This is a genomic window from Rhodococcus sp. DMU2021 (assembly GCF_019641445.1).
Taxonomy (GTDB): Bacteria; Actinomycetota; Actinomycetes; order Mycobacteriales; family Mycobacteriaceae; genus Rhodococcus; species Rhodococcus pyridinivorans.
The window spans coordinates 61,235-86,389 of sequence record NZ_JAIFKB010000017.1 but is presented as its reverse complement, the minus strand read 5'-3'; the positions used below and the strand labels follow the sequence as shown (position 1 = coordinate 86,389).

Sequence of the window (25,155 nt, the reverse complement as noted above, 5' to 3'; positions counted from 1 at the left end):
ACGAACGGTGTCAGGTCTGCAGGTTGTCTCCGTCGGTGCGGTCCGTCGTGAGCTCGTCCCAGGTCGCATCGACCGCGTCGGCGAGTTCGCGGTCGGTAGGCACAAGTTCGCGGATGGGTTCGGGCAGGGTGTCGTAGGTGTAGTTCGCAACCGCCAAGGGAGCGGTCGTGCCCGCGAGCGAATAGCGCACGACGTGGTCGTTGCGCCCCGCGCACAGCAGGATCCCGATGGTCGGTGCGTGCCGGTCCGCGACTCGCAGGTTCTCGTCCACCCAGGAGACGTAGAAACCGAGTTTGCCGGCGTACTCGGGCTCGCTTCGAGTTGCTGTGCGAGGCCGGAGTCCTGTGGAGGAAGATGGTCCGGAAAATTCGACGGCGCGGCACCTACACGGCGATGTAACTGCCCGACGATCTGATGAGTCAGAACGTGACGCGACCACCCGTGTTCTGCTGCGCGAGAGACCGCGCATGTGTGGAAACTCGGAGCGCAGGTCCCTGGCCAGTTGGTCGACGACCTTCGATCCCCAGCCGTGTACACGTTGACGCTCGAGAAGGGAGTGCCCGAGCGTCCAGTACAGGATCAGCAGTTCGGTATTCGCGGCGCGTGTAGCCCGTAGACGCGCTCGACGAACCTGTGCTTCGAGTTCGTCCAGGAATTGCGGATAGTCCTCGGGAAGCCGATGGTCTTCTCGGTCACGGCCACATGATGCCCTCGGGATACGACAGAGATACGAATGCCGACGTCGTCATGGCCAGCGATCGAAGGGTGCCGTCGCATCGCGCTCACCCGGCGATTCGTATCTGTTGCCGACGGGTATCGCCTCATCATGAACCTGCACGAACTCCTGCGCGCCGTCGAATCGTTCGACGCTGTGGATCGGCCCGCCGAGCGCATCGCGCAGCGCATACGGCGAGTCCTCGACGGCTCCGTCGTCGACGACCTGCTCCGAGGTTCCTGGCTCGGACACCCCGTCCATCCGCTCCTCGTCACCGTCCCGATCGGGTCGTGGGTGTCCGCGGCGGCGTTGGACGCGCTGCCCGGGCAGCGCACCGCGTCCCGGCGACTCGTCGCGTTGGGACTGGGCGCGGCGGTCCCGACGATCGTCACCGGCTACACCGACTTCTCCACCCTGGAGGATGCCCCTCAGCGCAGGGTCGGTGCGGTGCACGCCGTGTCCAACGCGATCGGGGTGATCTGCATGGCGACGTCCTATCGCGCGCGACGTGCCCGCCACGACCGGGCGGGGACGATGTGGACTTTGATCGGTCTCGGCGCGGTCGGAGTCGGTGGCGCTCTCGGCGGTCACCTCTCCTACGCCCAGGGTGGCGGAGTGTATCGGTGGCAGCGACCGTCCGAGAGTGTCGATCTTGCAGCCGAACTCGAGGACATCGGCGCCAAGCGCTGAGCACTAGTCCCCGAGGTTCACAACCGAGAAACGAGGTTCACAACCCTGATGGTCGACCACCAGGATTGTGAACCTCCGTCTATCCGCACACGGCGGTCAGCGCGATCTCGAGCGGTGCCCCGCCGGGCAGGGTGTGGACGCCGACGGCGGTGCGCACCGGTAGCGCATCCACACCGAGTTCGCGTTCGATCAGGTCCGACGCGCCGTCCGCGACCACCGACAGATCGACGAAACCGGGCGCGCTCGCGACGTAGACGACCATCTCGACCGGCCGGAACGACGTGCCCTCCGGCAGCGTCGCGCGGATCGCTGCCAACGCGTTGCCCACCGCGACGACCGCGGCGGCCCGGGCCTGTTCGACGGTGACCTCCGCGCCGACCCGTCCGGTGAGGATCAGCTCGCCGTCTCGCCGTGGGGTCATGCCCGCCGTGCGGACGGTGTCGCCGGCCAACACGGCCGGGACGTATCGCCCCTGCGGACGCGGTGCGACAGCGGTCACATCAGTGGACACCCATTGCGAAGCAATGTCAGAGGACACCCAGAGCCACCCCCTCCTGTCGTGGATCGCTGCCGCCGGAGAGCACCCCGCGGTCGTCGATCGAGATCACCTGCGCGCTGCCCTCGGCGTCGAGTGGTTCGAGCACTTCCACCAGGTGACCGAGTTCGCGCAGTTCGTCGCACACGCCGTCGGCGACGTCGCCTTCGATCCGCAATGCGGTCGGTTCGCCGAGCACGTTGGCGTCCGATCCCGGGAAGACGGTGAAGCGCGGCGCCGAGACCGCCTCCTGGGGGTCGAGACCGTGGTCGAGCAGGTGCGACAGCAACTGCATGTTCCACTGCACCTGGCCGTCGCCGCCGGGCGTGTTGCCCACATGCCGCAGCTCGCCCGCCGAGTCGGTGACGATCCACGCGTTGAGCGTGTGCAGGGGCTTGCGGCGCGGCGCCACCTCGTTCGGATGCCCGTCGATCAGGTAGGCACCGCGACCGAGCCGGTTGTTGAGCACGATGCCCGTCCTGGGCACCGTGAGCTTCGCTCCGAAGGTGAACGCCAGCGAGTGGATGAACGACACCGCCCGCCCCTCGGAGTCCACGGCGACGAACGACGTCGTGTCCCCGGCGGAGACGGCGAACGCCTCGGCCGGTGCACGCCCGTCGATCCGTGCGCGACCGGCTGCGATGTTCGCGGGATCGAGCACCCGTGCGACCCCGTCGTTGTCCGACGAGCACCAGCGGAGCCTGTCTTCGAAGGCGACGGTGGCCGCGCGGGCCATCCGGTCGATCGATGCCGCGCCGAGCACAGGGTGGGTGCCGAGCGCGTCGTCGCACAGGGCGGCCTGGTGCAGCACCATCCATCCCGGTGTGGGGAGCGGGGTCTGGTGCACGACGTGACCGGCATAGCTGCCGGTGAGCGCCGCCTCCGCGTCCACTGACGCCCCGGCCTGCCATTCGTCGCCGCTGAACGGTGCTCCGCCCCCCTGCAGCGCAGCCACGCAGCGTTCGGCGAGCGTGCCGGTGTAGAACGATGCCGGATCCTCGGCCAGGGCACGGATCGTGCGGGCCAGATCGGGCTGGGGAAGCACGTCGCCGAGGCGCGGGACCCGGTCGCCCGGTGCGTACACCGAGGCGAGTCCGGCGTCGCCGCGGATCGCATGCAGAGCGGTCTGCACGTCGGTTCGGGTCTTCGCCGAGCACGGCAGGCCGCTCTCGGCGATCCGGGCTGCCGGCGCCCACAGCTCGGGCAGCGACCTGCTCGCTCCCCGCCGGTGCAGTGCCGCCAGCGCGGCGGGTGCGCCGGGAACGGCGACGGCGAGCGCCCCGTCGAGTGGGATCGCGTCGAGTCCCCGTGCCCGGTAGAAATCCGGTGTACCGCCGTCGGGTCCGTAACCGCTGCCGTTGACGGTCCACACCGACCCGTCGGGCTCGCGGACCACGGCGAACGCGTCGCCGCCGATGCCGCACTGCCCGGGCAGGGTCAGCCACGTGACCGCTGCCATCGCCAGGGCCGCGTCGACGGCGTTGCCCCCGTCCTCGAGGACGCGGACCCCGGCGAGGCTCGCGAGCGGATGACTCGACGCGACCATGCCTCCGGTCGCGACCGTCGCCGGTCGTGTCGCGCGCCGACTCATGCCGACCGCATCCGACGTCGACGGGGTCCTTCCGGCGGCTCGGCGGGGTCGATCCCGACGAAGATCTCGCCGTCGCGCTCCTCGCACGGATAGGTCTTGATGGGCTCGGTGGCCGGCGGGCAGATCGGCTCACCGGTCTCGAGGTCGAATGCGCTTCCGTGGCAGGAGCATCCGATGCCGTCCTGGACGAGCTTGCCGGACGACAGCAGGCAGTCGAGGTGTGAGCAGTAGTTGGACGTCGCGTACGCCTTGCCGTCCAGTCGGGAGATGGCGAACTCGTAGTCCTCGGCGTAGAACCGGCGGACGATGCCTTCGGGCACCTGCCCGGATCGGGCCACTCGCTTGAACTCCATGGTCTTTCCTCCAGGCTTGTCGAGGGTCGGTGTCGCCGGTCAGGCGTCGGGGGACAGGTAGACGGTCTTCTCGGACTGGTAGAACTGCATGAGCGTGGGGCCGGCCTGTTCCTTGAAGGTCTGCGTGCTCGACTGCTTGTAGCCGCCGAACGGCGCGTTCATGGCCATTCCCGTCGTGGGCTGGTTGACCTTCACGAGCCCGGTCCGCGACCCGGCGATGAAACGCTGTGCAGCGGACAGACTCCGGGTGACGACCGAGGCGCTGAGCCCGAAGGCGGTGTCATTCGCCAGAGCCAGGGCCTCGTCGAAGGAGCCGGCGCGCTGGAAGGCCAGGACCGGGCCGAAGATCTCGTCGGTGAGCAGGCGCATCCCCGGCGCGGTGTCTGCGAACACTGTGGGCCGCACGAAGAATCCGTCTCGCAGCGCGTCGTCCTCGCATCGCACGCCGCCGCACACGAGCCGTGCGCCTTCGTCCGTGCCGATGGTGACGTACTCGAGGAACTTGTCGAGCTGACCGCGACCCGCGAGCGGGCCGACATCGACGGCGGCATCCGAACCTGGTCCCACCCGCAGTGCGAGGGTGCGTTCGGCGACCTTCTCGAGCAGTTCGTCGTGGATCGCGTCGACGGCGACGACCCGGCTGGTGCCGGTGCACGCCTGGCCCGACAATCCGAAGGCGCCCTTGACGATCAGTGCGGCTGCGGCGTCGAGGTCGGCGTCGGCCAGCACGACGACGGGATTCTTGCCGCCCATCTCCAGCTGCACGCGCCGGTCGGGGCTGACGCTGCGGTGGATGGCGCGTCCGACCTCGGTGGAGCCGGTGAAGGTCACCGCTGCGATCCGTTCGTCGCCGGACACGGCCGCACCGGCCTTGCCGTCGCCCTGGATCAGCGCGATCGCGCCCGCCGGCAGACCGCCGGCGAGTAGGGCCTCGACGAGTCGCTGTCCCATCAGTGGGGTGATCTCGGACGGCTTGAACAGCACCGTGTTGCCGGCGGCGAGCGCGGGCCCGAGCTTGCGGGAGGGGATGTTGAGGGGGAAGTTCCACGGCGTGATCGCACCGACGATCCCGATCGGTTCGCGCACGGTGTAGATGGTCGTGGAGCCCGGTGCCGGGAAGGTCGCACCGGTGGCGCGCAGTGCCTCACCTGCGTAGAAGCGCAGGTTCATGGGGGTGCGAGTCACCTCCATCGACGCCTCGGCGCGGGTCTTGCCCTCTTCGCGGATCAGTTCGTCGACGAGTTCGGCCGAGTGTGCGGCGAGGTGGTCGGCGGCTGCTTCGAGGATCGCGGCGCGGCGTTCGGGCGGGGCGGCGGCCCATTCGGGCGCGGCCTTGTCGAGAGCATCGACGGCGTTGCGGACGTCGATGGCGTCGGAGTCCGGGAAGGTACCGATCAGATCGGTCTCGTCGGCGGGGTTGCGGCGTTCGAAGACCGCGCCGGAGGCGGCCGGTACCCAGTTGCCGTCGATGTGGTTCAGTCCGGTGATCGTCATGCAGGCTCGACCTCCTCGTACATCTCCCACAGATCGGTGTCCTCGTCGGCGAGCAGCGCTGCGTCGACCCTGCGGCCGATGAGTTCGCGGGCCGCCATGATGTCCTCGCCGCGGTCCATCGCGAAGGCAGCGGTCAGAACGTCGCCGGCGAGGTAGAAGACCGAGAACTCTCCGCTGTCGGTGTCACCGCGGACGACGAGTTCGGTTGTTCCGGAAGCTGATCCGGCGAATTGGATGTTGGTGTCGTACTGATCGGACCAGAACCAGTGCGGGTCGTCGGAGAGCGACTGCCGCCCGACGATCGTGTCGGCGACCACCGCGGCCTGGCGGTTCGCGTTGTCGAAGTGTTCGACGCGCACGTGCCGGCCTTCGCGCGGAAAGAACCGCTTCGCGACATCGCCTGCCGCGTAGATGTTCTCGACCGAGGTGCGCCCGGTGGCGTCGACCACGATCCCGCCGTCGACGGCGAGTCCGCTCGCCGCCGCGATGTCGGTGTTGGGGACGATGCCGATGCCGACGACCACGGCGTCGGCCTCGACGATCCCGGTGGTGGTCTCGATCCGCACGCCATCATCGGAGGTGGTCACCGAGGCGACGCCCGTGCCGGCGCGCAGGTCGACACCGTTGCGGTGGTGCAGTTCGGCGCAGTGCCGGCCGACCTGCTCGCCGAGGATGCCTCCGAGGAGGTGTTCGGCCTGTTCGAGGACCGTCACCGTCACGCCGAGAGATCTTGCGGTCGCTGCGATCTCGAGTCCGATGAAGCCGCCGCCGACGATCGCGAGACTCGAACCCGGGGTCAGGCGGGCTGCGAGGGCGGTCGCGTCGTCGAGGGTGCGCAGGTAGTGGACGAGATCGGGCCGGGAACCGGTGGTGGTGAGGGTGCGGGGGCGTCCGCCCGTGGCGAGGACGATCGCGTCGGCGGCGATCTCGCCGCCGTCGAACTCGACGGTGCGGGTCGCGGTGTCGATGCGCTGGACCGACACGCCCGTGCGGATGTCGATGTCGTTGGCGTCGAGCCATTTCCGGGTCAGCAGTGCGAGGGAGTCGATTCCTTCACGACCCGCGAGGAATTCCTTCGACAGGGGCGGACGCTGGTAGGGGGCGTGCTGCTCGTCGCCGAGCAGCACGATGCGTCCGTCGAAGCCGCGGCGGCGCAGGGTGCGTGCGGCGACGGCGGCGACCTGGCCGGCGCCCACTGTGACTACGGTGCGAACGGTCATGCCGTGCACTCCTTTCCGGATGCGGCCGGTGCCGGACGCGGGGTGAGGTCGACGAGGACGGTCTCGTCGCGCACGAGGACGGGATAGACCGGCTGGCAGAGGTCCTGGTCCTCTTCGTATCCGGTCTCGAGATCGAAGCGCCACTGGTGGCCGGGGCAGATGACCCGGCCGTGCAGGAGCGTGCCCTTCACGAGCGAACGGTCCTGGTGGATGCACAGGTCGGCGAAGGCGTAGATGCGGTCGTTCGCATGGAACAGTGCGATCGCGAGGCCGTCGACCTCCACGCGGAGTTTGCGGCGGCGGGTCACCTCTTTCACCGTGGCGACGGCGACCCAGGTCGGGGACTCCGCGGCGGTGTCGGTGCCGGCGGTCCCGCTGCCCATGATTTCGGTGGACATGCTTCTCCTTCGCTCGTGTGCGAGAACGGGAGCGGAAGCCGCGAGCGACTTCCGCTCCCGCGCATCGGATCAGGCGGACGCCAGCTCCAGATCGGGGGCGACGTACGTGTCGTACAGGCCCTTCGTGTACGAGAAACGCATCTCCGCTCCCCAGCGGACGAGCTGCAGGCAGCGCTGCTGCAGCTGCGGGGTGTCCGCGCAGTCCAGGACGATCTGGTAGCCGCGCTCACCGTGCACGACGTCCGAGGTGATGTGCAGGTCGAAGAACTCGATCTCGTCCTCGGTGAAGCCGTACACCTCGCGGAGCGGGACGATCTGCTTCTTGTAGATGCTCGGCACCTGGGATTCGAGGCCCACGACCAGGGCCGCGGTGGCGACGACGAAGTGTTCGCGCTGCGACACCGCGTAGCACCAGGCCTGCAGTCCGCGGGTGACCGCGTTCATGTTGTTCGGATCCTCGACGCGCTCCTTGGTGGTGCCGCACGCCTCGGCGAACTTGATGAGCAGGTCGGTGTGCCGGATGTCGGCCAGCTCCTCCTCGTACATGTTCTGGAGGGTGAAGTCCTTGGCGTCGGTGAAGTGATCGGGGGTGTTGGAGTAGATGTTCGCCAGGTAGTCGGCGAAGGGGCCGACGTAGTGGTAGTGGTTCTCGGCCCACCGGGCGAAGTGGTGCTTCTCGAGCTTGCCTTCGGCCCACGCCTTGCTGAACGATGCGTTCTTCGCTTCGCGTCCCTTGATGGCGTCTTCGAGTGCGGCGCGGAATTCGTCGCGTCCGAGCAGTTCGGTCATGATGATGCCTTTCGATGAGGAGGTCGTGCGGGGGATGCGATCAGGCGTTGATCGCGGAGGTCAGGGCTTCGAATTCGGCGATCATGGCGGCGCCGACCGCCTTGTCCTGCTCGCCGTTGCCGCCGCTGATGCCGACGGCGCCGACGATCTGTCCGTCGTAGACGAGGGGGAAGCCGCCGACGAAGATCGCGAACTTCCCGGGGAGCATGTGGCTGATGCCGAACGCTTCGTTGCCGGGGAGTGCGGGTCCGTTGGGACCCTCGTTGAACAGGTGGGTGGCGCGCTCGTGGCCGGCGGCGGTGAACGCCTTCGCCATGGCGATCTCGACGCCGGTGAGGCGGGCGCCGGGAAGCCGGTGCAGAGCAATGACGTTCGCGCTCTCGTCGCAGACGCAGAGGGTCTGCTTCACGCCGATCTCCTCGGCCTTCGCGCGGCCGGCGGCCAGCAGGGGGAGTGCGTCGTCGAGGGTGATGCGGTGGATTCGATGCATTGGTCTCCACTTTCGGAGTCGGGTCGGAGAGTCGGACGATTCCTGGTCCGCGTCGGGATCCGTGTGCGTCCCGCCGATGTCGCGTCGCTGAAGTGTCGGCGGGTGCCGGAGCGGTGGAGCGGTGTGTCCGGCGTGGCTCATTTCTAACAGGGCCGTGCGCCGATGGGGACGGTCAGGATCACCGTCGTTTTCGGGATTCGGTGTACACAGTGCACATGCGTCTGGGACGCATGACTCTGGTATCTGGTGTAGAAAGTGCACACCGCCACGGTGTCGACGGGCCCACCCCCTCACAGCCCGCCGATGCTCCCGATGGAAGCAGGTCCCCATGGAATCGAGCCCGCGTCTGACAGTCCGAGGGCTGCTCGACGAACCGCTCATGGAGGGCGCCCGGGTCGTGGATCGGGAGGCCGATCTCGACCGGGCGCTCACCTGGGTGCTGCCGTTCGGCGAGGTCGTCGGCCGATTCGATGATCTCACCGGCGTCGCCGTCTACATGCGGCCGGAGGCACTGGCCGACAGCGCGCACGCCCTGTCCGCGCTCGCGGCCCGCGACGCGGCGGCCCTGGTCGTCGACGGCGCGGTGCCCGCCGGAATGTGCTGGCCGGCAGGACTGGTGGTGATCGAACTCGACCTGCCCGTCGGATTCGCGGCACTCAACCGGTTGCTCGCCGAGCGGTCGCTGATGCAGGAAGTGCACGTCATGCGCTATTCCGCGCACGTGCACTCGACGCTCGCCGGTCTGCTGCACCGCGGCGCGGGACTGACCCTGCTCGTCAAGGAGGTCTCGGCGCTCGCACAGCATCCGGCGATCGCACTCGATGCACGTGGTCAGGCCGTCGCCTTACACGGCGTGGATGCCGTTCGGGCGGAAGAGATCTCGGAGATACTGCACAAGCAGCTGTCGACGGTGACGGCCGCGGAACGTCACGCCCCCCACGACACTCGCGTGCTGGAGGAGGTCGTCGGAGGCACACCCTGGACGTGCACGGCCAGCACCATCCGGCTCGGCAAACGGTTCGAGGGCTGGGTGGTCGTGCTCGCCTCGGGCGCGTCTCCCGGACCGCACGAGCTGGCCCAGCACGCGGTCGTCACCGAACAGGCGACGGCGATCATCGGATCGGAGATGCTGCGGCAACGCAGTGTCGACGAGGCCGAGGAACGGGCCCGCGGCGATTTCGTGCAGGCGCTGGTGCATGGCAGTTTCACCAGCCAGCACGACATGCAGGCGCGCGCCGAGTACCACGACATCGATCTCACCTCGTCGTTCGCGGTCTTCGTCGCGCCCGGTTACGGGGAGAACCCGGCCGGTCCGGGTGGCGACGAATCCGGTGGACTGTTGCGGTTGGCCCGGTACGCCGCGAGCGTCCTGCCCCACCCGTCGGTGCGCTCGTATGTCACGGTGATCGGCGACGTCCTGGTGGTGGTGCGGTCGCTCCGCTACCGCGACCCGAGCGACGTCGAACTCGAGATCGCCGAATACGCCGACGCGGTGTCGCAGGACCTGTCCCGCCGGCGCGTGCGTCCGGTGCCCGTCGCCCACGGCGCTCCGGCCGTCGGCGCGGACCAGATCCGGGAGAGCTACCGGCAGGCCCGCGTGGCGCTCGGCATCGGGCAGCGGCTCGGGATGTCGGGTTCGGTGGCCTACCGCGACCTGCGGGGTTACGGTGTGCTCGAGCTGGTCGCCGAGACCGATCGCAGCCGCAGATTCGTCGGCGACGTATTCGGGACGCTCAAGCCCGGCACCGACCTGTACGACACCCTGCTGGCCTATCTCGCGGCCGGCGGGAACGTCAACGCGGCGGCGCGGGAGCTGTCGGTCCACCGCAACACGATGCTGTCGAAGCTGGACCGGATCTCCCGTGCGATGGGGATGGACGTCCGGCTGCCGGAGAACCAGTTCACGGCCTGGCTCGCCGTCCGCCTCGAGCTTCTCGACCGGTTGCGCACCTCGGTCGAGAACGAGATCAACTACCGCTGAGAGCGGTCGACTCGGAGCCGGTCGGTGCGTGATCCTCGGGGTCGGCCCCCAGGAACGACGCGGCGAACCCCGCACATACGACCACGGCGCACACCGCGAAGAGCGGTCCGACCGTCCACGAACCGAGCGCGACGGTCACCCACGCGGCCCCGACGGCGGAGCCGCCGAAGCGGATCAGGTTGAACACCCCCAGGCCCGTCCCGCGCTCGCCCGCCGGGGACCGCGTCGAGCCGGCCGCCGCGGGGGTCTGCACGGCGGCGATGCCGGCACCGGTGATCGCCAGGACGGTCGCGACGAGCCACAGCCGCGGTTCGTCCGCCGAGAGGACGACGGCAAGCGCGATCTGACCGACGAGCAGCACCACCAGTCCCGCCCGCAACATGTGCCGTCCGCCGACGCGATCGACAGTGCGGCCGACCACCGGTGCGAGGACCGCCATGACTGCGGGCAGTGCGAACAGGATCGCCCCGGCCGTGGCCGTCGACGCGCCCGTCGCGTGCAACCGCAGCGGCACCGCCAGCAGAGCGGCGCCCAGGCAGAACATCTGCGCGAAGGCGGCGGCCGCGCTCCGCGCGAATCTGCTCTCGACCAACAGTCGGACGTCGACGAACGGCACGTCCGCGCGTAGGCAGTGCACGACGAAACCGACCAGTACGACGACCGAGACCGCCAGGGCGATCCCCGCGACGGACGTGGGAACACCTGCTTGTCCGAACATGCTCAGTCCCAGCACGACTCCGGCGGAACCGAGGGTCAGTGCGATCGCACCGGGCACGTCGAGGGTCATCCGGCGGCCGGGGAAGATCGGGATCCAGCGCAACGTCCCGGCAAGACCGATCAGTGCAATCGGGATCATCGGGACGAATACCCATCGCCAACCCCAATGTCCCGCAACGAAACCGCCGAGGGTGGGGCCGATGGCCTGACCGAGTCCGTTCACGGTGGCCCACGCGCCCACCGCGCGTGCGCGTCGATGCGCGCCGAACAGCCACGCGATCAACCCCATGACAGCAGGCGCAAATGCAGCCGCCGCGACTCCGCCGAGGGCGCGCCAGACCACGAGGATCTCGAGGGTCGGCGCCGTCGCCGCTCCGGCCGCACAGATCGCGGTGCCGAGCAGGGCACCGCAGTAGACGCGACGCCGACCGTATCGGTCACCGATGTACCCTGCAAGGGGCATTGTCGCAGCAAAAGTGAGAAGGAAGCCGACGGCCAGGAGTGCGCCGTCTTCGAGGCTCGCGTCGAAGTCGGAAAGTATCTGTGGCAGTGGGACATTGATGATGTTGTTGCTCAATGTCCCGACGAGGGTTCCGGCGAGCAGGGCGGACAGGGCCAGGGGAGTGCCCGTATCCGTCTCGGCTGCCGGCGCTGCCGGTGTATCGGTGCGAGTGGTCATCGAACTCTCCGGAACCTCGGGGAACTGCGCGGCACGGTTCGTACCGTCGAACCACTTTCGCACTGCGCTACCGTCGGATGCATCGCCATCGCGGAGTGAAGGTGCACATCGGATCCGCGTAAGCCGGTGCAGGGTGCATATTCGACGACGTCGTGAGGGCGGCGCGGGGCGCGCGACACATGTTCGTAGCAATATTTCACACCGGAGCGCTTCGTCGTCACGAAATCGCAAAAGTGGAACACAGTGCACAACTAGCGTGGCGGGCACTGTGCACCGTTCTCGTTGACCGAGCACGGGCCGTAGCGGAAAGTTCCCCCAATACATCGAGTTCCCATTCACCGTCCACGAACACAGCCCGACTCGTTCCACCCCCTGTCGAAGGAATCGCCTTGGACGTACAACTCACCGCCGCGCACTGGGTCTACCTGGCCGGCATCCTCGTCATCCTGGCCACCATGGCCCTGCGGAAGAACATCGTCGTTCCTGCAGTCGTCGCAACCTTCCTGACCGCACTGACGTTCTCCGGCAGCATCGTCACGGGACTGTCGGCCATCTTCAATGCGAGCCTCGTCGCGGCGAAGGAACTGTTCAACATCTTCCTCATCATCGCGATGGTCACGGCCATGCTCGGCGCGCTGCGCCAGCTCGGCGCCGACCGGATGATGGTCGCGCCGTTCCGGCGGGTCATGCGTGCGGGCACCAGCAGCTTCCTCGTCCTCGCCGCGGTCACCTACGTGATCTCCCTGTTCTTCTGGCCCACCCCGGCCGTGCCCCTCGTCGGCGCGGTGCTCATCCCCGTCGCGATCCGCGCGGGCATGTCCCCGCTGTCGGTGGGCATGGTCATCGCGATCTGCGGCCAGGGCATGGCGCTGTCCTCGGACTACATCATCAAGGTGGCGCCCGGTATCTCCGCATCGGCGGCCGGCGTCGAGGCCGACGCCGTGGCGGACAAAGCCATGGTCCTGTCCCTGATCGTCGGCGGCACGGCTCTGCTGATCACCTACCTCGTGCAGAAGCGGCATTGGCGTGCACCGTCCCCCGACCTCCTCGTCGAGTGGGAGGCCGCAGCCGACCGCGGCATCGGTGACACAGCCGACCGCGGCATCGGTGACACAGCCGACCGCGGCATCGGTGACACAGCTGACCGCGGCATCGGCGAGACCCGTGGCGACTCCTCGGGCGACGGGGGTGGCTCCCGTCCTCCGCGTCGGCCGGAACCCGCCGGTGGCCCCAGCGGCGGCGGAGAGCAGGCGGCGACGGCCACGGCGGTGCTCGTGGCGCCGTCCGACCCGATCGCCGACCCCGACTCCGCGGCGGAGAAGGAACGCCGCGGTACCGCGAAGGCGTTCGCGATGCTCGTGCCGCTCGCCTACCTCGCGTTCATCGTCTACTTGATGCTGGGCAAGTTCACCGAGGTCGTGCCGCCACTGCAGGGTGGTGACGCCGCCGCGATCGTGGGTGGGATCGCAGCGCTGATCCTGTTCGCCGCCGCAGCGTCGACCGACCGCGGAGGTTTCCTCGAGACCACCTCGGACCATCTCGTCGACGGCCTGGTCTTCGCCTTCAAGGCCATGGGCTGCGTCCTCCCGATCGCCGGCTTCTTCTTCATCGGCAATCCGGAGTTCGCGGGACCGATCCTCGGCATCTCCGCCGACGCCGCAGGCCCGGCTATCCTGTTCGACCTCGTGACCACGGTGCAGTCGCACCTTCCGCAGAACGCCTTCATCACGTCCTTCGGCATCCTGCTCATCGGCCTCGTCGCCGGGCTCGACGGGTCCGGATTCAGCGGACTGCCCCTCACCGGTGCGCTGTCGGGTGCTCTCGGACCGGCCGTCGACGTCGACCCCTCGACGCTCGCGGCGATCGGTCAGATGGGCAACATCTGGGCCGGTGGCGGCGTCATCATCGCCTGGTCCTCGCTGGTCGCGGTGGCCGGTTTCGCCCGGGTGCCCGTGCTCGATCTCGCCCGCAAGTGCTTCCTGCCGGTGATGGCGGGGCTGATCCTCTCGACCGTCTTCGCAGTCCTGGTGTTCTGACGACGGCGCGTATTCCGACGGAAGCGACCGGGTCCCTGCTTCAGGGGCCCGGTCGTTCCGGGAGGGTCAGGATCCGGTAGCCGAGTTCGTGGAGACGGCGGTGCTCGATCCAGCGTTCCCGGGTCCACGCCGGCTCGGTGTGCGCGGCGATGACGGCCGCGGTGGTGGATGCGTGGAGGTCGAACTCGAGGTCGCGGCGCAGTTCGGGCAGTTCGCGGACGTCCGTCGACGCGGCGATTCTCGTGACGGCGTCGCGGACGCGGCCGTCGGCGAAGTCGAGGACGCGACGGTGGGCCCGGGGAAGTACGCCCCACAGCACCGCGAGCGCGACGAGGACGCCGACAACGGTCTCGAGGAAGCGGTCGCGCGCGACCGTCACCAGATCGCCGGGGGCACCCAACCCGCCGAGGACGACGACGAGTGGGGTGATGAAGACCATCGCCAGGCCGTAGTTCCGCACCAGGAACATTTCCGTGCCGGCCATCACCGCGGCCAGCACCACGACGAGGGCGACACCACCGGGATGGAAAGGCGTCAGGCAGGCCACCAGGACGAGTCCGAGCACGGTGCCGAGGAAGCGGTGCGCCGCCCGGTAGGAGCCGAGGATCCGATCCGGTCCCTGATGCAGGATCATCGCGGCCGTGATGACCGCCCAGTCGGGACGTCCGACGCCCAGCGCGATGGCGATCGTCCCGGCGAGGGGTCCCGCGACGAGCAGGCGCACCGCGATCGTCGCCGACCGGCTGCGCAGGTGCGCGGCGCGCGCGAGGCGGTACCGCACGGAGGGGCGTCGCAGCGGGGTCCGCAGTCGCAGATCGTCCTCGGGAACTGCCTCGTCCCGCGGACGCTCGTCCAGTGTCTCCGCGCATCGGAGGTGCGCCGCGCGCAGCGTCTGCTCCAGCGGATGCCCCGAATCGATGAGTCCGGCGTCGTGCAGGCACTGCCAGGCCGCGTGCAGATCGTGGACCGCGGCGCGGCGATTGCCGGGTGAGTTCTCCTCGAAGACCGCGTCGACGGCAGCGACCGCCGCGGCCACGGCGGTGCGTTCCGGGGTTCGCGGCCGGAACGGGGCACCGGACATGGAGGCCACGACGGCCGTTCCGGCGCCGATCGCGGTCCACACCGAGACCGTCGGGACGGACACTCCCAGCGCGGGGAGAGCGGATGCGATCTCGAGGGACAGCAACATCAGGAAGGCGCCGGGCGCACCCATCCGCAGGGCGTCGACGACGAAGGCGCACACCGCGACGGTCGCGGTCATCGCCGCGACGACCACCAGGTACCACCACGCCGACCCGCCCGCGGCCAGTTCGTGGTGGACGACCGAACCTGCTAGGGCGCCGATCGTCGCCAGTGTCACGAGCACCGTCCCGATGACGGCGACCGCTCGGGCACGGACGCGATAGGGGCGTTGCTCGCCGTAGACGACGGCGAAAGCGCCGAGTGTGGCGATGGCGGAGACGGCGCCGAATCCGAGAGCGACGCCCACGAGACCGGGCACCGCGACCGTGGCGGCTGCGCGCGCGGCGCCGGGCCACCGGCGTCCTTGCCGGGGAACCGACAGCATCGCCGTCCGCAACGGGGCGGGGGTGGGCAGCGGAAGGTCGACGACCCGATGATCTCCGCTCGCTTCCGCCACGTCGTACCACCCTAGGAACCGACGGGGCACTGCTTACCGCCGGCAGGCGCGCATGAGGCGCAGGTCACTGGGCTGATCCGCCGCATTTCCCCACGGAATATCCGATCCGGAATTCCGCGGCGTGCGAATTGCGAACGTATCGAATTCGCCGGTGGAAAATGCGTCGACTCGCATATTTCTCGTAAATAGGATAGAAGAGGGGAGCGCCTGTTTCGAAGTCGGGAGAAATTCACCCGGCCCCGTGAAAGGACATTCCATGGCACTCAATGTTGTGTTGTTGTTACTGGTACTGGCTGCGGCCTTCGCGTCCGTCGCCGCTCTTCATTCGGCGGACGAGCGCCGCACCCGAAATCCCTGAGTGAATTCGGGGCGACGCGGATCCGGCAGCCCGCGGAAATATCCGCGTCGGCATCCTCGGTCGTGGGGGAGGTTGTGTGCGTTTCCGTCGGGAGAATCGCACACAACCTCCCCTCGGTTGTGGTAGGTGCACGACGTCTGCCCGACGAGGGACGCCGGCGGCGATCCCGGAAGGTCGGGACAGTCGTCCCTTCCACCCGGGACATCGGGCACCGGATCGTTCCTTTACGACGCGCAGGGCGTCGCATCGATCCGAAGGGACCTTCATGAACACTCTCGGCACCGAGACCGAACCCCTCGCGCCGATCGCTCCCGATCGTCGTGGCCCCGGTTCGCTCTGGGCGTGGACGGGTGCGGTCGCCGGCCTCGCCGGCGTCGTGGGCATCCAGGCGAGCATGGCGATGAGCGCGGCATACAACGAGCGCACCGCCGGCAACGCGGTGGCGATCATGACCGAGTTCGCCGGGCAGCGCACGCCCATGCTCGTCATGCACCTGACGCTGATGGTGTCGACGACGCTGCTGCTCGTCTTCGCCGCCGGACTGCAGCGCCGACTGCGCGCAGGCACTCCGGAATTCAGCCTCGTGCCGACGGTCGCGGCATTCGGTCTCGTGCTCACCTCGGTCGCGACCCTCATGGGCACCGGACTCGACACCGAGTTGCTGTTCGGCCTCGGCAACACCGATCAGATGGTGCCCGAGGTGGCGGTCTTCGCCTCGCATTGGATGGGCACCATCCCATGGCTGTGGGTCGGTGCCGGTGTCAGCGGCGTCGCGGTCGCGGTCGCGGTCCTGCATCACCGCGCGGCGCCCCGGTGGATCGGTTGGGCGAGCATCGTCCTCGGTGGTCTGACACTGCTCCTCGGCATCTCCCCACTGCAGTACATGGCCGGCTTCACCGGCCCGGTGTGGGTGCTGGTGGCCGGAGTCGGCTTCGCCCTCGCGGACCGGCGTGCACGTTAGTGCCACTGCGAGCGGCCCAGCGGCGTATACCTGCCGCGTCAAGGACACGGCGGTGCATACTCACCGCACCATGAAGGACACCGTCACGACGACCGGATCGGCGGGTACCGGGGCTCCGGTACCCGCCGCCGTCGTGGCCGTCGTCTCCTGGCTGCTCGCCGTGGCGGCCGTCGTCGTGTTCGTCGCGGCACGGCCCGCGCTCGATTCCGACCAGCTGTTCTTCCTCGTCGACGTCGTCGGAGCCGCCGTCTACGGGACGGTCGCCGGGGTGATCCTCGCCCGCCGGGTCCACGCCGTGCCGATCCTGCTGGCCGTCGCGTCGATCGGCGTCGGTGTGGCAGCGATGTCCTACAGCTGGACCCAGCTCGCCCTCGTCCGCCCCGAACTGCCCGTCGGATTCCTCGGTCCGCTGCAGAACACCACCTGGATCCCCGGGACACTCGCGTTGTTCCTGGTGGTGCCGTGGCTCGTCCGCGACCGTCCGGCCGATCCCGTGGTGCGGGCCGGGATCGGCGTCGGTGTCCTGACGATCGCCTGGTTCTTCTGGGCGCGCACCTTCACCGACATCGCCGACATCTGGTTCGTCGGACCCGTTGTGGCCGTGGGTTTCCTGACCTCCGGGCACGTCGAGTGGCGTCGCCGTCACGCCTCGGCGGGCGAACGATCCGGGACGGGATGGCTCGCGCTCGGCAGTGCCCTGATGACAGCCTCGTACATCCCGTTGGCGGTCCCGGACGTGCCGTGGATGCTCACACCGCTGCTCCACCTCGCGACGCAGGCCTTCTATCCCGTCGCGATCCTCGCCGTCGTGCTGCGCCAACGACTCTGGGGCATCGACCTCGCGGTGGGTCGCGCCGCGCTCGCCGGCAGTCTCACCGCCGTGCTCGTCACCTCCTATCTCGCGGTGACGGTCGCGGTGTCGCTGGTGCTCCCGAACGAATCGGTCTTCGCCCAGGCGGTCGCCGCCACCGCCGTCGCCCTGGCCGTGCAGCCGGTGCGGATGTGGCTCGGCCGGAAGGTGCACCGCCTCGTCTACGGCGACGGCGTCGACCCGGCACGCGCCGTCCGGATCCTCGGGCGGCACTTCGCCGGTGCCGATTCGCCCGACCTGCTGTTGGGCGAACTCGCCGCCGGAATCGGCACCGCACTGCGTCTCGAATCGGTCGAGGTGCGCCGCGGTGGCGACGTGATCGCACGCTGGGGGACCGCGACCGGACCCGTCGAGGAGGTTCCGGTCGGTAACGGCGACGCCACCCTCGCCGTCACCGCACCTCCGGGCGAATCGCTCGGGGCACGCAGCCGGCGGGCGCTCACCGAACTCGCGACCGTCGTCGACGCCGGGCTCGTCGTCCTGCGGTCGGCGGAGGACCTCGAAGACGCGCGTCGCCGCCTCACCGAGGTGAGACTCGAGGAACGCCGCACCATCCGCCGCGAACTGCACGACGGTCTCGGCCCGTCGCTCGCCGGGGTGCGGCTCGGCCTGCAGGGCGCACGCAATCTCGTCACCACCGACCCGGACGCCGCGGCCGGACTCGTCGACGAACTGCTCCGCGAACTCGATCGGCAAGTCGACGGTGTCCGCGAGCTCTCGCGCAGTCTGCTGCCCCCGGTTCTCGACGAACTCGGCCTCACCGCCGCACTCGATGAACTCGTGATCACCCACGCCCGCGCGGGATTCCGCGTCGACCTGCGGTCCGACCTCCCCGCCGGGATGTCCGGGCCGATCGCGTGGGCCGCCTACGGCATCGCCTCCGAGGCGGTCATCAACGCGCGACGGCATTCCGGTGCCGACGAATGCACGGTGCGGGTCGCGGCGGAGGGCGACGTGCTGGCCCTCGACATCGTCGACGACGGGCGAGGACTCGCGACCGACGCACGAATCGGTGTGGGGACGCAGAGCATGCGGGAACGGGCCCGGGAGGTCGGCGGAACGGTGGGCATCGAACCCGGCGACCCGCGCGGTGTCGTGGTGCGGGCGCGGCTACCCTGGTCCGAATCATGAGCGACAACGGAGCGATACGCGTTGCGGTCGTCGACGACCATCCCGTCTTCCGCCTCGGTATGGCGGCACTGCTGGGCACTCTCGACGGGATCGATGTCGTGTGCCAGGCGAGTTCGGTGGGGGAGGCCCTCGAGGTCGTGATCGGCGATGTCGACGTCGTGCTCATGGACATCGAACTCGGCGACGGATCGGGGATCGACGCGGCCCGCAGCATCCTCCGGAAGTCGCCGGGCACCCGCATCCTGATGGTCACGATGCACGAGGACGAGGACATCCTCATCGCCTCCATCCGTGCCGGTGCCTCGGGTTATCTCGTCAAAGGGGCCGATCCGTCGGGGGTCGAACGGGCGATCCGGGCCGTGGCCGACGGTGAGATGATCGTCGGTGCGGCGGTCGCGGCGAAAGCCCTTGCGGCGGTCGCGAACTCCCGCAACACGTCGGCGGTCTTCCCGTATCTGACCGGACGGGAGCGGGAGATCCTCGACCTCGTGGCCCGCGGACTCGACAACGCCGCGATCTCCCGCCGACTCGTGCTCAGCCAGAAGACGGTGCGCAACCACGTGTCCAACATCCTCGGCAAGATCGGTGCAGCCGACCGGGCGAGCGCGATCGTCCGTGCGAGGGAAGCAGGCCTGGGCGTCGACTGACCTGCTGCTCAGGGAGTGACGGTCGTGACGAACGACATCCGGTCGCCGCGGTAGAGCGACCGGCGATGCTCGATCGGGACGTCGTTCTCGTCGTAGGAGATCCGCTCGAGCAGCAGCATCGGTGTGCGGGTGTCGGCGTCGAGCAGCGCCGCCTCGCGCGCATCCGGCAGCGTGGTCTCGATCCGCTCGACCGCCCGCGCGAACGTGATCCCGTAGGAACGGATCGCGGCGTACAGCGACGACGACGGATCGAGCGTCCGGCGCAGATCCGGAAAGCGGTGTGCGGGAAGGCGCGTGCGTTCGAGTCCGACATGCACTCCGTCGGTGAGCAGGACACGTTCGAGTTCGAGGACGGGATCGCCGGGTTCGAGACCGAGGCGGCAGGCCAGTTCGTCGTCGGCGACGAGGTCGGTCCACGCGACGAGCACACGCCCAGCGCTGCGCCCTTCGAGCAGGGCGGCTTCGGTATAGGAACCGATGACGAGGGGCTGGACGATCTTCGGGCCGGCGACGACGGTGCTGCGGCCCCGACGTTCGATGCGGCCGTCGACGAGCAGTTCTCGCAGTGCCTGGCGGACGGTTTCGCGGGCGACGTCGAACCGGGTGGCGAGATCGCGTTCGGAGGGGACCTGATCTCCCACGCTGAGCTGGTCGAGGAGGCACTCGACCTGGCGGCGCACGATCTGGTGCTTGAGGGTGCGCGCTTCGCGAACGACGGTGGCCACACATCCAGCGTAACCGAATTCCGGTCTACACCAACTGTTTCACCGGGAGTTCGACGAACCGGCCCTAACCCTGCGGTCCCGCGAGCTGTGGGAGGACCTCGGCGCCCGCGTTCCCGACGTCGGTTTCCGCGCGAACGGTTCGCTGACGCTGCCGCGCACCGCCGCCGAGATCGCCGTCGCGGAGGAAGCGGTCGCACGCGACGACGCGCAGCGACGGGGATTCGCCCTGCTCGATGCGGACGAGACGCGCCGCCGTAACCCCGCGCTACGCGGTAACTTCCTCGCGGCACTGCACTGCAGCACGGACGCTGCCGTCGAATCCCGCATCGCGCTCCCGGCGATCCGGCAACATCTCGCCATCTCGGGCCGCTACCGGTTCCTGCTGTCCACAGAGGCCCGGGACGTCTCCCGCAGGGCCCGCGGGACCGTGCAGTGCGCGACGACCACGGCACCGTGCACGAGACCGACCTCGTTCTCGTCTGCCCCGGCGCGACACTCGGTGGCCTCGCCCGCGACCTGCCATTGCGCAGGGTCCGGCTGCAGATGATGCAGACCGCACCGCTCGGCGAAGACCTCACCACGTCGATCGCCGACGGCGACAGCCTGCGCTACTACCCGGGATTCGCCGGTACCGCCCTCGACGAGCTCACCGCCTCCGAGGAGCAACGACCCGTCGCCGCGCAGCATCGCATGCAGTTACTGTGCGTCCAGCGTCTGCACGGCGGCCTCACCATCGGCGACACCCACGCCTACGACGAACCGTTCGACTTCGACGTCGACGAAGAACCCTACGACCACCTCGTCGCAGTGACGGAGGAGTTCCTCGGCCGCCGACTGCCGCGCGTCGTCCGGCGCTCTGGGCCGGTGTGTACAGCCAGTGCATCGACCCCACGCGCTCGTGCACCGCGCGAAGGCCGACGAAGACGTATGGGTCGTCGCCGGCCCGGGTGGCCGCGGTATGACCCTCGGCCTCTATCTCGGCGAGGAGACCGCCGACCTGCTCGGCCTCTGACATCCCGGAACCGGACGCCCCGATTCGTCGGCCAGGGCGACGTGGGTACCTACTCCGAGTACATCGTGCTACCCGCGGGCGTGACGACCGTGCCCGTCCCGGCCGCGGTGCCCGACGTCGTCGCAGCTCCGGCCTCGTGTGCGACCGCGACGGCTGTCGCGGTGGTTGAGACGGCCGGCGATCTCGACGGCCGCAGGGTCGTGGTGTGCGGTGCCGGGATGCTCGGCGTCACGGCGGTCGCCATGTGTGCCGAAGCCGGCGCCGACGTCATGATCATGGACACCGACCCGCAGCACGCGGCACGCGCCGACCGGTTCGGCGCGGTTCTCGACGACGGTGGTCCTGCCGGTATCGCTCTCGACTTCTCGGGTTCGGCGGATGCGATCGCGTCGCTGGTGTCGCGCCTCGATGTGGGCGGGCGCCTCGTGCTCGCGGGCTCGTCGGCACCCTCGTCCCCCTCGATGCGCTGCGAGAAGTCCTGTATGCGGCGCCGCGCCTTCGGGCGGCGGTGGTCCCGTAAGGGGTTTGCGGACGTTCGGTTCGGTCACGGACACCGATCGCTTCGGTCCTTACGGCCGAGGGGTGCCCGCTTCTACCGTAGGAGAGGTTGGGCACGGCGGCCCTCTGCAGGGCCGTGGGTGCCGTCGCTCCGCAAGCACGGGAAGGAACCTGCGCACTGTGACCACCGAGGCATTCATCTATGAAGCCATCCGAACACCACGCGGCCGAGGCAAGAAGACGGGCTCGTTGCACTCCGTCAAGCCGATCTCCCTGGTTACGGGCCTGATCGACGAGCTGCGTGTTCGATTCCCCGATCTCGACGAGAACCGTATCTCCGACCTGATCCTCGGTGTCGTCAGCCCCGTCGGCGATCAGGGTGCCGACATCGCCCGCACCGCTGTCACCATCGCGAACCTGCCGGCCACCACGGGCGGCGTGCAGATCAACCGGTTCTGCGCGTCGGGCCTCGAGGCCGTCAACATGGCTGCACAGAAGGTCCGCTCCGGCTGGGACGAGCTCGTTCTCGCCGGCGGCGTCGAGTCCATGTCGCGTGTCTCCATGGGCTCCGACGGTGGCGCGTGGATGCTCGATCCCGCCACCAACTACGACAGCTACCTGGTTCCCCAGGGCATTTCCGCCGATCTCATCGCGACCATCGAGGGCTTCACCCGCGAGGACGTCGACGCCTACGCACTGCGTTCGCAGCAGCTCGCGGCGGCAGCCTGGTCGGGCGGCTACTTCTCCAAGTCGGTCGTGCCGGTCAAGGACCAGAACGGCCTGACCATCCTCGATCAGGACGAGCACATGCGTCCGGACACGACCCTCGAGGGTCTGGCCAAGCTGCAGCCGTCGTTCGCGACCATCGGTGAGATGGGCGGCTTCGACGCCGTGGCGCAGCAGAAGTACCACTTCGTCGAGAAGATCGATCACGTCCACCACGGCGGCAACAGCTCGGGCATCGTCGACGGCGCGGCACTCGTGCTCGTCGGTTCCGAGCAGGCCGGCAAGGACCTCGGTCTGACCCCGCGTGCCCGCGTCGTCGCCACGGCCACCTCCGGTGCCGACTCGACGATCATGCTCACCGGCCCCACGCCGGCCGCGCACAAGGTTCTCGCTTCGGCGGGCCTGACGGTCGACGACATCGACCTGTTCGAGATCAACGAGGCGTTCGCCTCCGTCGTCCTGAAGTTCCAGAAGGACCTGAACATCCCGGACGAGAAGCTCAACGTCAACGGCGGCGCCATCGCGATGGGCCACCCGCTCGGCGCCACCGGCGCCATGATCACCGGCACCATGATCGACGAGCTCGAGCGCCGCGGAGCCAAGCGCGCCCTCGTCACCCTGTGCATCGGTGGCGGCATGGGTGTGGCCACCATCATCGAGCGCGTCTGACACCGGAAGGAATTCGAAAAACAGTGAGCGACAACATGATTTCCTGGGATAAGGACGCCGACGGCATCGTTGTGCTGACACTCGACGATCCGAACCAGGGCGCCAACACGATGAACGAGCTGTACAAGGCGTCGATGAAGGCCACCGTCGACCGTCTGTACGAGGAGCAGGACTCCATCACCGGTGTGGTGATCACCTCCGCGAAGAAGACCTTCTTCGCCGGCGGCGACCTGCGCAACATCATCGCGATCGGCCCCGACGACGCGCAGGTCGCGTTCGACGAGGTTCAGGGCATCAAGGCCGACCTGCGTCGTCTCGAGACCCTCGGTAAGCCCGTCGTCGCCGCCATCAACGGCGCGGCTCTCGGTGGCGGCCTCGAAATCGCCCTCGCGACGCATCGCCGCATCGCTGCCGATGTCAAGGGCGTGCAGATCGGTCTGCCCGAGGTCAGCCTCGGCCTGCTCCCCGGTGGCGGTGGCATCACCCGCACCGTGCGCCTGCTCGGCATCCAGACGGCGCTGCTCTCGGTTCTGCTGCAGGGCAACAAGTACAACGCGGTCAAGGCCAAGGAGATCGGCCTGGTCCACGACGTCGTGGGTAGCGTCGAGGAACTCGTTCCGGCCGCCAAGGAATGGATCAAGGCCAACCCCGAGGGCGGCATCCAGCCGTGGGATGTCAAGGGCTACAAGATCCCCGGCGGCACCCCTTCCAGCCCGGCCTTCGCCGCGAACCTTCCGGCCTTCCCCGCGAACCTGCGCAAGCAGATCAAGGGCGCCCCGATGCCGGCTCCGCGCGCCATCATGGCCGCCGCCGTCGAGGGCTCGCAGGTGGACTTCGACAATGCGTCGACCATCGAGTCGCGGTACTTCGTCGAACTCGCCACCGGCCAGGTCGCGAAGAACATGATCCAGGCGTTCTTCTTCGACATGCAGTCCATCAACTCGGGCGCTTCGCGTCCGAAGGACGTGCCGAAGCGCGAGATCAAGAAGATCGGCGTTCTCGGTGCGGGCATGATGGGCGCCGGCATCGCCTACGTCTCCGCCAAGGCCGGCTACGAGGTCGTCCTCAAGGACGTCACCCTCGAGGCCGCCGAGCGTGGCAAGAACTACTCGGAGAAGATCGAGACGAAGGCTCTCTCGCGTGGCAAGACCACCGAGGAGAAGTCGAAGGCTCTGCTCGACCGCATCACGCCGACGGCCGACCCCGCCGACTTCGCGGGCGTCGACTTCGTCATCGAGGCAGTGTTCGAGAACACCGAGCTCAAGCACAAGGTGTTCCAGGAGATCGAAGACATCGTCGATCCCGACGCGCTGCTCGGCTCGAACACCTCGACGCTGCCCATCACCGGTCTCGCGACCGGCGTCAAGCGTCCCGAGGACTTCATCGGTATCCACTTCTTCTCGCCGGTCGACAAGATGCCTCTGGTCGAGATCATCAAGGGTGAGAAGACCTCCGACGAGGCCCTGGCCCGCGTGTTCGACTACACGCTCGCGATCCGCAAGACTCCGATCGTCGTCAACGACAGTCGCGGCTTCTTCACCTCGCGTGTGATCGGCACCTTCGTCAACGAGGCCATCGCCATGCTCGGCGAGGGCATCGAGCCCGCGACCATCGAGCAGGCCGGTTCGCAGGCGGGTTACCCGGCTCCGCCGCTGCAGCTGACCGACGAGCTGAACATGAAGCTCATGCAGAAGATCGCGAAGGAATCCGAGGAGGCCGCCAAGCAGGGCGACACCAAGCTCGGCACCACGCGTCATCCCGCACTCGACGTGGTCGACTGGATGGTCGAGCAGGGTCGTCCGGGTCGTCTCGAGAAGGCCGGCTTCTACGAGTACGACGAGAACGGCAAGCGTCAGGGCATCTGGCAGGGTGTGCGCGATCACTTCAAGACCGAGGCGACCCTCGATGTGCCGCTGCAGGATCTGATCGACCGCATGCTCTTCGCCGAGGCGATCGAGACCCAGAAGTGCTTCGACGAGGGTGTTCTCGAGACCACCGCCGACGCCAACATCGGCTCGATCTTCGGCATCGGCTTCCCGGCCTGGACCGGTGGTGTCGCTCAGTACATCGTCGGCTACCCGGGTGGCAAGGAAGGCTTCGTCAAGCGCGCCGAGGAACTCGCCGCCAAGTACGGCGAGCGCTTCAACCCGCCGGCGTCGCTGCGCAGCTGACGCACACGACGGTTGCACGGAAGGGCTCCCGACGCCACGGCGTCGGGAGCCCTTCCCGT

Annotated in this window: 20 protein-coding genes and 2 pseudogenes; 10 read left to right on the top strand and 12 right to left on the bottom strand. The window is 68.6% G+C overall.

Annotation, left to right across the window (positions count from 1 at the left end):
- Nucleotides 1-10 precede the first annotated feature (10 nt).
- Nucleotides 11-718 (bottom strand): annotated as a pseudogene (locus tag K3M35_RS26950) (PDDEXK nuclease domain-containing protein).
- Nucleotides 719-826: 108 nt separating this feature from the next.
- On the opposite strand from K3M35_RS26950, the gene K3M35_RS20620 reads away from it, so the two are divergent.
- Complete coding sequence (locus tag K3M35_RS20620; protein WP_033097936.1) at nucleotides 827-1,405, top strand: DUF2231 domain-containing protein; 579 nt, start codon at nucleotides 827-829, stop codon at nucleotides 1,403-1,405.
- 79 nt (nucleotides 1,406-1,484) lie between these two features.
- Here the strand turns inward: K3M35_RS20620 and K3M35_RS20615 are convergent, their stop codons facing one another.
- The 8 genes from K3M35_RS20615 to K3M35_RS20580 all read right to left on the bottom strand — a co-directional run bounded on the left by K3M35_RS20615 (nucleotide 1,485) and on the right by K3M35_RS20580 (nucleotide 8,275).
- Nucleotides 1,485-1,904, bottom strand: a complete 420-nt coding sequence (locus K3M35_RS20615; protein ID WP_094979563.1) for a RidA family protein — start codon at nucleotides 1,902-1,904, stop codon at nucleotides 1,485-1,487.
- Between the two features lie 28 nt (nucleotides 1,905-1,932).
- Nucleotides 1,933-3,531 carry a gamma-glutamyltransferase family protein gene (locus tag K3M35_RS20610; RefSeq protein ID WP_094979562.1) on the bottom strand — a complete coding sequence of 533 codons (1,599 nt, stop codon included), beginning with the start codon at nucleotides 3,529-3,531 and terminating at the stop codon, nucleotides 1,933-1,935.
- Nucleotides 3,528-3,884, bottom strand: a complete 357-nt coding sequence (locus K3M35_RS20605) for a non-heme iron oxygenase ferredoxin subunit (protein WP_006552493.1) — start codon at nucleotides 3,882-3,884, stop codon at nucleotides 3,528-3,530. The genes K3M35_RS20610 and K3M35_RS20605 overlap by 4 nt, the downstream gene beginning before the upstream one ends.
- A gap of 39 nt (nucleotides 3,885-3,923) precedes the next feature.
- Nucleotides 3,924-5,378, bottom strand: a complete 1,455-nt coding sequence (locus tag K3M35_RS20600; RefSeq protein WP_094979561.1) for an aldehyde dehydrogenase family protein — start codon at nucleotides 5,376-5,378, stop codon at nucleotides 3,924-3,926.
- Nucleotides 5,375-6,598: an NAD(P)/FAD-dependent oxidoreductase gene (locus K3M35_RS20595; protein WP_217579247.1), complete on the bottom strand. Its 1,224-nt coding sequence runs from the start codon at nucleotides 6,596-6,598 to the stop codon at nucleotides 5,375-5,377. The genes K3M35_RS20600 and K3M35_RS20595 overlap by 4 nt, the downstream gene beginning before the upstream one ends.
- Complete coding sequence (locus tag K3M35_RS20590; RefSeq protein WP_024102767.1) at nucleotides 6,595-6,996, bottom strand: Rieske 2Fe-2S domain-containing protein; 402 nt, start codon at nucleotides 6,994-6,996, stop codon at nucleotides 6,595-6,597. Before K3M35_RS20590 ends, K3M35_RS20595 begins: the two co-directional genes overlap by 4 nt.
- 69 nt (nucleotides 6,997-7,065) lie before the next feature.
- Complete coding sequence (locus tag K3M35_RS20585; RefSeq protein WP_006552489.1) at nucleotides 7,066-7,785, bottom strand: TenA family transcriptional regulator; 720 nt, start codon at nucleotides 7,783-7,785, stop codon at nucleotides 7,066-7,068.
- Between the two features lie 40 nt (nucleotides 7,786-7,825).
- Nucleotides 7,826-8,275 carry a heme-binding protein gene (locus K3M35_RS20580; protein ID WP_006552488.1) on the bottom strand — a complete coding sequence of 150 codons (450 nt, stop codon included), beginning with the start codon at nucleotides 8,273-8,275 and terminating at the stop codon, nucleotides 7,826-7,828.
- A 328-nt stretch (nucleotides 8,276-8,603) separates the two neighbouring features.
- Between K3M35_RS20580 and K3M35_RS20575 the strand changes: the two genes are divergently transcribed.
- On the top strand, nucleotides 8,604-10,256 hold the full coding sequence (locus tag K3M35_RS20575) for a CdaR family transcriptional regulator (RefSeq protein WP_064061168.1): 1,653 nt from the start codon (nucleotides 8,604-8,606) through the stop codon (nucleotides 10,254-10,256).
- Here K3M35_RS20575 and K3M35_RS20570 read toward each other — a convergent pair.
- Entirely contained in the window at nucleotides 10,243-11,715 is a 1,473-nt protein-coding gene (locus K3M35_RS20570) for an MFS transporter (protein ID WP_220666922.1), read from the bottom strand. The two genes, K3M35_RS20575 and K3M35_RS20570, sit on opposite strands and share 14 nt — an antisense overlap.
- A gap of 326 nt (nucleotides 11,716-12,041) precedes the next feature.
- Between K3M35_RS20570 and K3M35_RS20565 the strand changes: the two genes are divergently transcribed.
- Nucleotides 12,042-13,688, top strand: a complete 1,647-nt coding sequence (locus K3M35_RS20565; protein ID WP_033097931.1) for a hypothetical protein — start codon at nucleotides 12,042-12,044, stop codon at nucleotides 13,686-13,688.
- A 40-nt stretch (nucleotides 13,689-13,728) separates the two neighbouring features.
- On the opposite strand, the gene K3M35_RS20560 is transcribed toward K3M35_RS20565, so the two are convergent.
- Nucleotides 13,729-15,327, bottom strand: coding sequence for an FUSC family protein (locus K3M35_RS20560; protein ID WP_094979560.1), 1,599 nt, complete (start codon nucleotides 15,325-15,327; stop codon nucleotides 13,729-13,731).
- Nucleotides 15,328-15,950: 623 nt separating this feature from the next.
- Between K3M35_RS20560 and K3M35_RS20555 the strand changes: the two genes are divergently transcribed.
- The 3 genes from K3M35_RS20555 to K3M35_RS20545 all read left to right on the top strand — a co-directional run bounded on the left by K3M35_RS20555 (nucleotide 15,951) and on the right by K3M35_RS20545 (nucleotide 19,295).
- On the top strand, nucleotides 15,951-16,646 hold the full coding sequence (locus K3M35_RS20555; protein ID WP_019290270.1) for a hypothetical protein: 696 nt from the start codon (nucleotides 15,951-15,953) through the stop codon (nucleotides 16,644-16,646).
- 70 nt (nucleotides 16,647-16,716) lie between these two features.
- Nucleotides 16,717-18,648 (top strand): histidine kinase, encoded by a 1,932-nt coding sequence (locus K3M35_RS20550; protein WP_094979559.1) that lies wholly within the window; start codon nucleotides 16,717-16,719, stop codon nucleotides 18,646-18,648.
- Nucleotides 18,645-19,295: a response regulator transcription factor gene (locus K3M35_RS20545; RefSeq protein ID WP_033097928.1), complete on the top strand. Its 651-nt coding sequence runs from the start codon at nucleotides 18,645-18,647 to the stop codon at nucleotides 19,293-19,295. The genes K3M35_RS20550 and K3M35_RS20545 overlap by 4 nt, the downstream gene beginning before the upstream one ends.
- Before the next feature lie 8 nt (nucleotides 19,296-19,303).
- Here K3M35_RS20545 and K3M35_RS20540 read toward each other — a convergent pair whose 3' ends face one another.
- Complete coding sequence (locus tag K3M35_RS20540; protein WP_006552480.1) at nucleotides 19,304-20,020, bottom strand: GntR family transcriptional regulator; 717 nt, start codon at nucleotides 20,018-20,020, stop codon at nucleotides 19,304-19,306.
- Between the two features lie 16 nt (nucleotides 20,021-20,036).
- Here K3M35_RS20540 and K3M35_RS20535 point away from each other — a divergent pair.
- From K3M35_RS20535 to K3M35_RS20520, 4 genes and pseudogenes are all read left to right on the top strand, one after another.
- A pseudogene (locus K3M35_RS20535) lies at nucleotides 20,037-21,032 on the top strand (FAD-dependent oxidoreductase); the annotation flags it as partial.
- On the top strand, nucleotides 20,948-21,736 hold the full coding sequence (locus tag K3M35_RS26725) for a hypothetical protein (RefSeq protein WP_121208781.1): 789 nt from the start codon (nucleotides 20,948-20,950) through the stop codon (nucleotides 21,734-21,736). The pseudogene K3M35_RS20535 and the gene K3M35_RS26725, both read left to right, overlap by 85 nt.
- Complete coding sequence (locus K3M35_RS20525) at nucleotides 21,711-22,925, top strand: acetyl-CoA C-acetyltransferase (RefSeq protein WP_006552477.1); 1,215 nt, start codon at nucleotides 21,711-21,713, stop codon at nucleotides 22,923-22,925. Before K3M35_RS26725 ends, K3M35_RS20525 begins: the two co-directional genes overlap by 26 nt.
- Before the next feature lie 35 nt (nucleotides 22,926-22,960).
- The gene (locus tag K3M35_RS20520; RefSeq protein WP_037217286.1) at nucleotides 22,961-25,096 is read left to right on the top strand and encodes a 3-hydroxyacyl-CoA dehydrogenase NAD-binding domain-containing protein; all 2,136 of its coding nucleotides are present in this window, start codon (nucleotides 22,961-22,963) and stop codon (nucleotides 25,094-25,096) included.
- Nucleotides 25,097-25,155: the final 59 nt, after the last annotated feature.